This is a genomic window from Lysinibacillus sp. FSL M8-0216, from assembly GCF_038595555.1.
Classification (GTDB): domain Bacteria; phylum Bacillota; class Bacilli; order Bacillales_A; family Planococcaceae; genus Lysinibacillus; species Lysinibacillus fusiformis.
The window spans coordinates 2187363-2198438 of record NZ_CP152007.1 but is presented as its reverse complement, the minus strand read 5'-3'; the positions used below and the strand labels follow the sequence as shown (position 1 = coordinate 2198438).

Here is an 11076-nt window from a genome sequence, read left to right as displayed (position 1 = left end):
GTACTATAATAAAGCTAATAATTACATTACTTCATTGCTACGATTAAAAACTTGTATTCAAAGGTAATACAGCTTTTGAATCCGCTTTTTATATGTATTGAAGAAATTGATTGTTGAATTTTTTTGGGAGGGTGTTTACATGACACAAGGGACAGTAAAATGGTTTAACGCAGAAAAAGGTTTTGGCTTCATTGCAGTTGAAGGTGGCAATGATGTATTCGTACATTTCTCAGCTATCCAAACAGATGGCTTCAAAACTTTAGAAGAGGGCCAAAAAGTTGAATTCGGCGTAGAAGAAGGCAACCGCGGACCTCAAGCAACGAATGTAGTGAAAATATAATATTCACCAAACATAGACGAGCAAATGAAAAAAGAGACATCCATTTTGAAGATGTCTCTTTTTTTATGTCCTCGCAGCAAGACTTATGATGGCAATATACAACGGATATCCCCAAAGCATGACCAACAGAATAAGCCCTTGCACAGGTACTGGCATATCTCCTCGATCGGAAATGGGAAACAGGTAGGTAAAAACCATTGTGAAAATCACAGTATACGGTAACCATAGAATCATTGTTGCATAAATCCAGCGGCGATGCCCAAGCCACGTAACGGTGAGCTTATATATAAATATCGTCGCTACGCTAAGGCCTACTAATTGAACAATAAGCAAGAAAAGATCCAAATTGTCAGCTGTCCAGCCTGTAAGTCGTAGTAATCGATAATAATTGAGTTGTAATGTCATACATATAAAGAAAATCCAACCGTACAGCAGACTAACAATATTCAATTTTAGAAAAAAGGACATGGTCATCGATTTTTCCCTTTCATTATATGGCTTCGCTTGAATAAGTTGAAGGCGTCCTTTCTATCTAAATGCGTTGTTCCTTCGGCATCAAATGGCAAATGGTCCCTACGCATAAGAATGCAAGCCTGCAATCACTAGATTAACAAACACCTGATTAAACACGATGATACTGAAGCCAATGATGGCAAGCCAGGCTGTTTTCTCCCCTTCCCAGCCTTTGGATAAGCGGAAATGGAGAAAGGCTGCATAGAATAAAAAAGTAATTAGCGCCCAGACCTCTTTAGGGTCCCATCCCCAATACCGGCTCCAAGCTATTTGTGCCCAAATCATGGCAAATAACAGCCCACCTAATGCAAATAGTGGGAAGCCAATGACAACTGCTCGATAGGAGATTTCATCCATTAATTGTGGCTGAACCCGACTTGTCCATGGCTTTAATGTAGCACTCACCGATTTTCTTGTAGCCAGACGAATGGCAACATATAAGACCGTACCAATCATAAATGCCCAGACAATCGAATTTAACTTTTTAGCATCTATTTTATTTGTTATTTCGATTAAACCAGCAGAATCACCATTTTCTGTGACTGCTCCTTTATTCACGATTAAGGGTTTCATGGAATAGACTGCTTTTTCTGATTGACCTTGAACATTCTCGAATTGTACTTGTAGGTCATCCGCTGTTAGGCTGAAAAAAGTCGAAATGCCGATAAATCCAATTACGACAACTAAGCAATACAAGACAAATTCTAACGAATATGTACGTATGGATCTTTTGGAAACATCCAATGTGCTTAATAAAAATATTAATCCAGTGGCAAAGGATACCGATAGAATCGCACTGGAAAAAGCGACGGTCATCACATGTATCGTTAACCAGTGACTCTGCAAGGAAGGTACGAGTGGTGACACTTCTTTCGCAAAAACGCTTCCATAGCCAAGAATGATTAATGACACAGGAATTGTAAATAAGCCCACAACAAGCTGCTTGTATAAAAAATGGATGATGAGATAACTCCCTGTGAGCATGATGCCAAAGAACGTCATAAATTCATACATATTGCTGACGGGTGCATGCTCTACAGCTACCCATCTCACCACGAAATAAACGAGTTGCAGGACAAAGGCTGCATAAGTAAGAAGTATACCTAGCTTGCCAAACATCTTCCCTTTCGATTTGACGGCAAGCCCTAATGGCACAATCGCAATCAGTAGTAGAATGAAGGCAATAAATAAGGAATTGCTACTAAAGGATAATAAGGTTTCTTGATTCAACTAAATCCCTCCAACGTCTTTTAATACGGAATTTGCTTCCAAATAAGAAGAACGCTACAGATTACAAGAAGTGCCATATTTTCCTTTTAATTTTTTAATTTTTAAAAATTGTTACATTTTTATGGCAATAAAGGAAGAGGAACAAGATAATCGTAAGACATTTGACGATCTCTTGGTTATCTGGAGAAACGGTCATACTCTGACTAACCCCTAAGTAAAAGACATTCATCATTCCATGAAATAGCAACAGGCACAATGGATTGACCTACTTCTCGAATGATTGAAAGCACGATGGATAACACAAAAAGGAGCAACAAATACGCAGGTATTCCAACAGCTGGCATCATATAGGGCTTATATAGTACAACTATAGGTAGATGCCATAAAGACCACCCTACTCCAGTAAGGGTAGCGGTCGACCAAAAGCTATAGCGTTGCCGCAAATATACATGAAAGTTGCCTCGCCAGACGACTACTTCTAGTAAAGCCAAGCCTGTACTAATGGTGAGCCCTATTAGTAATAACATACTCAGTTGAGATGGGGTGATGATGAGAAAAGATGGATGATGCGTCAAGTAAAAATAACTATGTACTAGGAGACCTAACAAAAAAGGGATGAAAATACTGGCTAGGAGCCATGACCATTTAGGCTTTGTGAAGGAAAAAGTTGATAGGATGGGTAGCTTGGTGAAAATCTTTTGAACAATAATCACTGATAGTAGTGGGATGATCATGGTAACAAAAAATGCTCTTCCATGCTCTAGGAAAGTCAGAAAATAATGGGTCAAAACTGTGAGGCTATATATACAAAACATCGTCCTGAGTAGAACATAATTTTTCATTAGTTTCCTCCTCAAAAAACAAACCATATATTTGTTAATATATGGAATTTAATCGTTATTAAATGATGGCATGCCTCTATCTACATCTTACAAAAAATCGGATTATAAGTCTATTTCTTTTTCGTCTCGCATGGGAAAATAAGAGTGCGCACAAATGACATAACGTTATGTTTCACAAGCTGGAGGTTATAATGAAACAAAATATTTATGACAACCCTGAATTTTTCCATCAATACAAGGCATTACGGCAAAGACCATCTAATTATAATCGCTTATTAGAGCAGCCTACCATGAAATCATTACTGCCCTCTTTAACGAATTTAGAAATGCTCGATATTGGCTGTGGCATGGGTGACTTCGCCCAATACTGTATCCAACACCACGCCAAGCATGTGACTGCTTTGGACGTTTCAAGTAATATGCTGTTCATCGCTCAGTCAGAAAATGCACATCCACAAATTGATTATCAGCTTCAAGCAATTGAGGATTATGAAGCATCCGCCAATCGTTTTGATTGTATAACAAGCTCACTTTCGCTTCATTATGTTAAAAATTTTGAGGCAGTCATTAGACAAATTGCCCAAATGCTACGTCCAGACGGCGTTTTTATTTTCTCCGTGGAGCATCCGATTGCTACTGCTCGCCGAACGAAGGAGGGTAATTGGATTTACGATGAACAAGGTAAACGGCTACACTATGCAATGGATAATTACCAAGAAGAAGGCATAAGACAGCAAACATGGCTGGTAGACGGAGTGGTCAAATATCATCGCACTATTGCTACAATCATCAATACATTAATCGACCATGGCTTATCGATCGACAAAATGGTTGAACCTCAGCCAAGCGAGGAAGCTATTCAACGGCTTCCTTCTATTGAAAAGGAACTTCGCCGACCATCCTTTTTATTTGTAAAAGCAAAAAAATAAAGGCAAGCCTCACCCTACTACAGTGGTGAGGCTATTTTTACATAAATAATTTCTGGGTCGCCGTCATCCAGATTATTAATAACCCCGCTTTTGACAAACCCTAAGGCTTGAAATACATGTTGCATACTTGTGTTAGATTGATTCGTAGAGGAAAAAACCTTTAACGAATTGCTTGTTTTTACATATGCATTTATTAAGGCAGAGGCGATCCCCTTTCTTCGCGCTGATGGCTTAACAATGACTAAGGAAATAAAGTCATAGCCAAAAAAGTCCTCAGTAGAAATTAAGAATCCTGTAATATCATCAGCAAAATGGTGAAGCAGACAACGTTTCTCCTCGATGGCTTGCTGAATTTCATCACTTCTGGATGCGTTCCCAATCACCTCTTGATCGATTGCACATAGTGTCTGCAAATGTTCCAACCCTGCCACTTTTATATCGCTCAAATTTCCACATCCTTTATATAATAACTCATTACCTTGAGTTCTTCCCCTAAGCCTGTCGCCTGTTTACCCTCATCTACAAACCCACATTTTATATAGAGTGCCTGTGCCGTTATATTTGGGACATTTACACCTAGTACTAGCTCATTGATCAATGGAAAATGCAGACGAACAAAGTCTGGTAACATTTGAAGAGCTGCCTTTGCATAGCCTTTGCCCTGCTCATGATAATCGGTCGAAAATGAGCGAATTAGTAACGCCCGTTCATTCGAGGAATAAGGCTTTACCCCTTCTTTTTCATGTAACACAAAAAAGGTTACTAGCTTGTCTCCATCGAAAGCTAAAACAGCGTGTCTACTGTCATCCTCCTTAGCAAGTTCAATGCTATCCTTTGGCGACTTTGTATAGCGAAGCTGCTCCTCTGTAATAGTATATTGATCTACTAACGATTGTGCCTTGTCCTCATAAAACTTCAATGTCAGAGCCATCAAAACTCCTCCTCGTAGAGAGCTGTAAACTCATATTCCCCCTCAACAAGCTGTTGTAAATATTCATCAAATGAAGAAGCGATGACCTCAAAGCTATCGGGATCATGGACATATCGAACCACTTGCCCCATTTTTCCGCCTTCAGCTGGCGAAAAATCAAGATACAAACAGGATGTTCCTCCATTATTCATGCAATCTGCAAAGCATAATCGTTCGTTTAACGGTACATGCATATTTATCCTTTTATCTATGTCCACATACTCTAAAAAGTCCTGATAACGCTCAAAAATCGTTTCACGCTGATTTTGAGCATCTGCTAGTATTTGCTCAACTGCCTTTAAATAGTACGGATAATCCCCCAAATCGGAACCTAGTACAAGCACACTAATGTTTTCTTGTCCATGCTTACAATGGTAAGTACCGTTGACATCCTGTAGTAGTTCAATGAAGGATTGCGGACTTTGTGGAAATATTTCTAGTAAGCTTTCAATTTGTGCATCTGTGGCACCATTTGCTTTCTGTAATTGTTGTTGCTCCTCTTGCGGTAAATATTGTAGTAAATTCTTAAAATAGGCTGTATGCACGGCTATTCCTTCCTCTCTTAAAAAATATTCCCCTAAATTGGTAGACATGGTACAATTTAAGCACTCAAACTAAAGGAGTTGTGCCTATGAGTGCGAAAATGGCAGTAGACGTTAAAGCTTTGCTATCAATCTAGGGGTTGTAACGATACTTGCAGCCCTTATTAAAGGGAGAATCATAGATGGATCATTATTTAAAAACATTTTTAACCGGTCAATCCATTACATTACAGCAAATGGCCCCCGCTGACTTAGAATCATTTGTAGCCATTGAAAGTGAAACAAAAACTTTACTACTAGCTAATGATGAAATTCCCTTCCCTCAAACGATGGAGGACCATTCCGCATTCTTTCATTCTATCAGTGGAAAAAAAGATGAATTTTTCTTTGGTATTTATGAAAAAGCGACTCACCAACTGATTGGTTCCTGTGGTGTTTTTGCTGTTAACTGGCAAAATAGCACTTGCTCTGTGGGCATTTCAATTGGACAGCAATGGCAAGGAAAAGGCTATGGCACGGATGCTATGAAAACACTAATTGAATTCATTTTCCAATACATGGCCATTCAAAAAATCAAACTGCAAGTATTCAGCTTTAATCCTGCAGCTATTCGCTCCTATGAAAAATGCGGCTTCACGAAGGAAGGGCATTTACGAAATGAAATATTCCGCTTCGGCACCTTCCATGACCTCATAGTATTTGGCTTATTACGTTCTGAATGGAACCAAGTCAAATAGTAAATGTCCCCAGGGGAGATACATAAATCGTGTCTTCTTTGGGGTTCTTTCTTTACATCAACTCGACTGGGTTTTAACGAATCCATTCACGTAGCTATCCAACTGCCTCAATCATCGTCCTTTACATGGACCCTCTCATAAGACCATCACTAGCTGTCTATCAGCCCTTTTGCCATACTCGCTCCACTTCTAATAAAGTCAGCTCACGGAAAGATAATCGGTAGATATCAGGCATAGACAGCGTTTGCCAAAATACATAATCATACTGTGAATCAAAGGATTGCATCATCAGCACCATTATATTGCCATGTGTACCAATAACAATGCTGTCATGGGGGTGAGAAAGAATGATAGTTTGTAAGCTCTGTACAGCCCGTGCCATTGCCTGCTGATTGGACTCTCCACCAGCCCATGCAAAACTAGGCTCTTCCCAAACTCGTTGTAGTGCTTCCTGAAAATTTTCTATCGCTCCATTGGCAAGCTGTCGTTCCTTTAGTGCATCCACAATTTGAATTGGTACATCATGATACCTAGCAATACCCTGTACTGTTTGAATGGCTCTTTTATAAGGACTCGAATAGATTGCATCGATGCGTTGATCGTTAAATAAAGATGTCACTCGTTCTACATCCCTAATTCCTTTTAATGATATTCATCCTCGGAATAATCGGCATGTGCATGTCTCACAAAATATAATTCTGTCATTCTTGTCTCCTCCACTCATCATTCGCCGAATCAAGGTAAATGAAATTACCATGCAAAAATCGCCTGCTATCCACAGTAATTTCCAAATAAACATGCATATCAGAATTGCGCGTTTTATTAAAGCTATTCGTCATTACATCAAACAAGCCAATTCACTTCAAGTTGTTGCTCAAACAATTCTTTTATTGCGTATTCGTGATTACTATATGTAATGGCCTATAATGCATCCAGCGAGACAGCATTTACTCAATTATTTTCAACGTAGTAATAATATTAATTTAAGAAAAGCTGATACGTTTCATATTTTAGTAAAGGTATTCCAACGGATGGTTCCCATGTGAGAGCTCCTCCACTTCACATGCTGCTCGTTTATTTGGAAAAGTAGCGACAACAAAGTTACTCTTTCATACCCCTTCTATTATTCCATTAATTTCAAAAATTCTCAATAATTCTCCACACTCAATGAAATGTCCCCATTTCTAAACAACATTAAAGCTTATTTGATAAAATGTGACAAGATACGAATAACGCCATAAATTGTTGGAAAATTCAATATCAAACAACAACTTTTTTCATAGTATAAATGGTTTAAGCCCATTCTTTTTCTCACTTAATTTTTTCTAAATTGAAACACGAAAACAACCCTAACAGCTCAACAGTTAGGGTTAATATACTTAATTTTTATGAAATAAATGGATATTATAATAAATCCTTTTAACTAAACAGTGAAAAATGTTTGTTTTTCGCATAACAGGATGAAGGTCCCTATCTGTGACTAAATTACGAATTTGAGTTACGATACACAATATGACATTTTTTTTAATATAAGTGATATACAATGAAAAAGTTGAATCGAGGTCATAAGAAATTAATTTTATGAATAAGGATAAAAAATTAGGAGGAAAATATCTTGGTAAACTTATTGCTTAAACAATTCTTGAAGGCGGAAATTGAGATCAAACGTAGAATTATGTATAAAAAAGCAAAGGATCTTGGTTTCACTCATCCGGCTGTAGTAGATTACAGTCAAGAATTGGACGTCCTACTAAATAGATATTTAAAACAAGCACAAGCTTCCTAATCATAACGAGGCATATAATAGAAGAAAGTATAGATATGGGTAAAGCCAGACCTGAATTCTGGCTGGTTTTATCTTTGCATTCGGCTAGCCAACCTCTACATGTATAGATCCCAAAAAAGTAGGCGATGTTTTTGATAAGAAGACATCTGGAGGTTGAATAATGCATGTATTCATCTTAACTTTTATGGTTGTTTCCAAAATATTATTGCCACCCCAACATTCAGTAGACCATACGGCACCCACACTTTGCACACCAACTGAAATAAATACACTATATCAATATCCAAACAACCAATTTCAATCGTTTCGTGATGAGGACGAATTTTATCAGCAGCTTAATCGTACAATTTACGAGGAATATCCCCATGCGTCATGGAATATTCGGCAAAAAATGGCCTTTAGAGATATAGCAGAGGCGACAGAAAATTTTTATTTACAAACCAATAGTAAACAAGAAATAATAGACCTCTCTCAACATACTTTTGTTCATCCCAATCGACAAGTTTATTTTTTAGCATCTTTTCAGCACAATACCGATGAGACCTATCGAAAATTTCTAGTCATCGACGCTGAAACACAAACAGTATTACTTGGTCAATCCCAATTCCAAGAGAGGACCAAGGACCTTTAATTCATTGTATGCATCGCAACTAGATTCTAGTAGTCATTTCAAAAAAATAGAAATTTTTTTTAAAAAGCTTGCCTTGAATAGTAGATCTATTCAAAGCAAGCTTTCTTTTATAAGCTCTTTAGTTTGATGGCTTCTGTCATTTCCTCTATTAATTGTGATATGGAATATTCAACAGTGGCTTGTTGTCCATGTCTACGGACAGACACATTTTGATGGGCAGTCTCTCGATCCCCGATAACAAGGATATACGGTATTTTATGCAATTGTGCCTCCCGAATCTTTTTACCGAGCTTTTCCTGACGATCGTCAAGTTGCACCCGAATTTGTTCATGTTGTAGGGCTTTTACTACTTGCTTAGCATAGTCTTGATGTGCATCCGCCACTGCAATGACTTGCACTTGTTGCGGTGCAAGCCAAATCGGGAACGCCCCTCCAAAATGCTCAATGAGAATACCTAGGAAACGATCAATGGAACCAAACACCGCACGATGGATGACAACAGGTCGAACTTTTTCATTGTGTTCATTAATGTATGTTAAATCGAATTTCTCAGGTAGCTGGAAATCGAGTTGTACTGTGGCACACTGATGACTTCGTTGGATGGCATCTTTAATATGAATGTCGATTTTCGGCCCGTAAAAAGCCCCATCCCCCTCATTAATCGTATAGTCGATGCCTAAATTTGTCAGCACATTTTCAAGCGCCTCTTCTGCCTGATCCCATAACGACAATTCTCCCATATAGTCATCTGGACGTGTCGATAGTTCTACCGAATATTGGAAACCAAATACATTGTACACCTCATCTATTATTTTTAGAGCCAATGCAATTTCATTTTCAATTTGCTGCGGTGTTGCAAAAATATGTGCATCATCCTGACAAAATGACCTAACGCGTAACAATCCATTCAGCGCACCGCTAAATTCATGGCGATGCACTTGCCCGAATTCTGCCATTCGTATTGGTAAATCTCTGTAAGAATGTAGGCTATTTTTGAAGATGAGCATATGTCCTGGACAGTTCATTGGCTTTAAGGCAAAGCTTTGATCATCCACCTGTGTAAAGTACATATTGTCTTTATAGTGATCCCAATGACCTGACTGTTCCCATAAACGCTGATTCATCATTAGAGGTGTCCGTACTTCTCGATAGTCATATTTTGCTTGTAAATTTCGCAAATAGGATTCCAGCTCATTCCGTAAAATTTGACCATTTGCTAAATAAAAGGGCATTCCCGGCGCTTCCTCTGAAAACATAAACAACGAAAGTTCCTTGCCTAGTTTACGGTGATTTCGCTTTTCTGCTTCGTATAAAAACACGAAGTATTGTTGAAGTTCTTCTTTTGTTGCAAAGGCAACCCCATAAATACGTTGTAGCATTTGATTGTCGCTATCGCCTCGCCAATACGCACCTGATACATGCATTAATTGGAAGTGTTGTAATTTCCCCGTAGACGGAACATGGGAACCTCGACATAAATCATAAAATTCACCCTGCTCATAAATCGTCACGGTTTCATCAGCGGGAATAGACTCCAACAGTTCCAGCTTTAACGCATCATGAGCAAAAAGCTCCTTAGCTTCATTCCTCGAAACCTCTCGTCGCTTGATTTGTACATTTTCCCGCACAATTTGTTTCATTGTTTTTTCAATTTGTTGTAAATCACTTAGTGTCAGTGTATCCGCAATGTCTATATCATAATAAAAGCCGTTTTCAATCACGGGTCCTACCCCAAACTGTGCATGGGGGTATAGACGTTTGACAGCCTGTGCTAATAAATGGGCCGTTGAATGACGAATAACTTCAATTCCTTCCTTAGAGCTAGCATCATACAATGTAATTTGAGCATCTTCCATAATCGGGCGCGTCAAATCAACGATGGTTCCATTGACACTCCCCGCTACTGCCTTTTTGCGAAGCTCAGGACGAATCGCTTGGGCAATTTCGGTTAGTGTCACGCCTTTTGTAAATGCTTGCTGTTGACCATCTGGAAATTGAATGTGAATAACTTGATTTGACATGTTCTCGACTCCTTTAATTTTTATCAATTTTGCTATGGTGTGTCATAGAAGTCCTAATTGTGACTACAATTTGAAAAACTATGGACCTGCCAAAGACTTGATCCTCATTCAGCTTTTAGAATGGGGACCAAAATAAAAAAACACATATCCGCCCCTACATAGGGACGAGTATGTGTTCATTACCCGTGGTTCCACCCAAATTCCCACTAGTAAATAGACTAGTGGCTCATTGATTTTGCCGTAACGTTGCAAAAGACGGTGCAAGTTTCCAAGCACAGCTCCAAGGTAGTAAGAAGGGATCACAACATTAGGAAGCTTGCAGCGAAGGCCTCCCTCTCTGAAAATGGTTGATCGAATCTCTTGTCCTTATCATGGCTCATTTCATTTTTGCATGAAATTGTTAATTACTATAACGAATTCTGTTTTTTTTGTCAAACCTTGAAATAAAAAAATCGTCCGTTTCAATGACCACGGTTGTTCTGGTCAAAATTCGTAACGCTTACATTTATTTCAACTTACATACATAACGCGTCAT

12 protein-coding genes and 1 pseudogene are annotated in these 11076 nt (G+C 38.6%); 5 read left to right on the top strand and 8 right to left on the bottom strand.

All coding sequences use genetic code 11. The annotated features are described in order from the left end of the window. Positions 1 to 139 precede the first annotated feature (139 nt). On the top strand, positions 140 to 340 hold the full coding sequence (locus MKX57_RS10735; RefSeq protein WP_008174868.1) for a cold-shock protein: 201 nt from the start codon (positions 140 to 142) through the stop codon (positions 338 to 340). Between the two features lie 63 nt (positions 341 to 403). Here MKX57_RS10735 and MKX57_RS10730 read toward each other — a convergent pair whose 3' ends face one another. From MKX57_RS10730 to MKX57_RS10720, 3 genes are all read right to left on the bottom strand, one after another. Next, on the bottom strand, positions 404 to 745 hold the full coding sequence (locus tag MKX57_RS10730) for a hypothetical protein (RefSeq protein ID WP_141395383.1): 342 nt from the start codon (positions 743 to 745) through the stop codon (positions 404 to 406). Positions 746 to 913: 168 nt separating this feature from the next. Next, positions 914 to 2083 (bottom strand): c-type cytochrome biogenesis protein CcsB, encoded by a 1170-nt coding sequence (gene ccsB, locus MKX57_RS10725; RefSeq protein ID WP_008174871.1) that lies wholly within the window; start codon positions 2081 to 2083, stop codon positions 914 to 916. A gap of 203 nt (positions 2084 to 2286) precedes the next feature. Next, positions 2287 to 2925, bottom strand: a complete 639-nt coding sequence (locus MKX57_RS10720) for a CPBP family glutamic-type intramembrane protease (RefSeq protein WP_008174873.1) — start codon at positions 2923 to 2925, stop codon at positions 2287 to 2289. A gap of 191 nt (positions 2926 to 3116) precedes the next feature. Here MKX57_RS10720 and MKX57_RS10715 point away from each other — a divergent pair, with 191 nt between their 5' ends. Next, positions 3117 to 3854 (top strand): class I SAM-dependent methyltransferase, encoded by a 738-nt coding sequence (locus tag MKX57_RS10715; protein ID WP_342551015.1) that lies wholly within the window; start codon positions 3117 to 3119, stop codon positions 3852 to 3854. A gap of 17 nt (positions 3855 to 3871) precedes the next feature. On the opposite strand, the gene MKX57_RS10710 is transcribed toward MKX57_RS10715, so the two are convergent. From MKX57_RS10710 to MKX57_RS10700, 3 genes are read right to left on the bottom strand one after another with little or no spacing between them, the layout of a single operon-like run. Continuing rightward, on the bottom strand, positions 3872 to 4300 hold the full coding sequence (locus MKX57_RS10710; protein ID WP_089984568.1) for a GNAT family N-acetyltransferase: 429 nt from the start codon (positions 4298 to 4300) through the stop codon (positions 3872 to 3874). Continuing rightward, positions 4297 to 4785 (bottom strand): GNAT family protein, encoded by a 489-nt coding sequence (locus MKX57_RS10705; protein WP_239355088.1) that lies wholly within the window; start codon positions 4783 to 4785, stop codon positions 4297 to 4299. The genes MKX57_RS10710 and MKX57_RS10705 overlap by 4 nt, the downstream gene beginning before the upstream one ends. Further along, positions 4785 to 5369 (bottom strand): SMI1/KNR4 family protein, encoded by a 585-nt coding sequence (locus MKX57_RS10700; RefSeq protein ID WP_239355087.1) that lies wholly within the window; start codon positions 5367 to 5369, stop codon positions 4785 to 4787. Before MKX57_RS10700 ends, MKX57_RS10705 begins: the two co-directional genes overlap by 1 nt. A 179-nt stretch (positions 5370 to 5548) precedes the next feature. Here MKX57_RS10700 and MKX57_RS10695 point away from each other — a divergent pair, with 179 nt between their 5' ends. Then, on the top strand, positions 5549 to 6103 hold the full coding sequence (locus tag MKX57_RS10695) for a GNAT family protein (RefSeq protein ID WP_008174882.1): 555 nt from the start codon (positions 5549 to 5551) through the stop codon (positions 6101 to 6103). Between the two features lie 160 nt (positions 6104 to 6263). On the opposite strand, the pseudogene MKX57_RS10690 reads toward MKX57_RS10695, so the two are convergent. Next, positions 6264 to 6808 (bottom strand): annotated as a pseudogene (locus MKX57_RS10690) (histidine phosphatase family protein). 910 nt (positions 6809 to 7718) lie between these two features. On the opposite strand from MKX57_RS10690, the gene MKX57_RS10685 reads away from it, so the two are divergent. After that, positions 7719 to 7889: an aspartyl-phosphate phosphatase Spo0E family protein gene (locus tag MKX57_RS10685; RefSeq protein WP_025117185.1), complete on the top strand. Its 171-nt coding sequence runs from the start codon at positions 7719 to 7721 to the stop codon at positions 7887 to 7889. Between the two features lie 160 nt (positions 7890 to 8049). Further along, complete coding sequence (locus MKX57_RS10680; RefSeq protein ID WP_043989840.1) at positions 8050 to 8520, top strand: hypothetical protein; 471 nt, start codon at positions 8050 to 8052, stop codon at positions 8518 to 8520. Between the two features lie 107 nt (positions 8521 to 8627). On the opposite strand, the gene thrS is transcribed toward MKX57_RS10680, so the two are convergent. Further along, positions 8628 to 10541: a threonine--tRNA ligase gene (thrS, locus tag MKX57_RS10675; protein WP_342551014.1), complete on the bottom strand. Its 1914-nt coding sequence runs from the start codon at positions 10539 to 10541 to the stop codon at positions 8628 to 8630. Positions 10542 to 11076: the final 535 nt, after the last annotated feature.

Excerpts from the sequence above, each read along its gene's own strand:
- thrS (WP_342551014.1), bottom strand. The coding sequence starts at position 10,541 with ATGTCAAATCAAGTTATTCACATTCAATTTCCAGATGGTCAACAGCAA.
- MKX57_RS10720 (WP_008174873.1), bottom strand. The coding sequence starts at position 2,925 with ATGAAAAATTATGTTCTACTCAGGACGATGTTTTGTATATATAGCCTC.
- MKX57_RS10735 (WP_008174868.1), top strand. The coding sequence starts at position 140 with ATGACACAAGGGACAGTAAAATGGTTTAACGCAGAAAAAGGTTTTGGC.
- MKX57_RS10730 (WP_141395383.1), bottom strand. The coding sequence starts at position 745 with ATGACATTACAACTCAATTATTATCGATTACTACGACTTACAGGCTGG.
- MKX57_RS10680 (WP_043989840.1), top strand. The coding sequence starts at position 8,050 with ATGCATGTATTCATCTTAACTTTTATGGTTGTTTCCAAAATATTATTG.
- MKX57_RS10715 (WP_342551015.1), top strand. The coding sequence starts at position 3,117 with ATGAAACAAAATATTTATGACAACCCTGAATTTTTCCATCAATACAAG.
- MKX57_RS10705 (WP_239355088.1), bottom strand. The coding sequence starts at position 4,785 with ATGGCTCTGACATTGAAGTTTTATGAGGACAAGGCACAATCGTTAGTA.
- MKX57_RS10695 (WP_008174882.1), top strand. The coding sequence starts at position 5,549 with ATGGATCATTATTTAAAAACATTTTTAACCGGTCAATCCATTACATTA.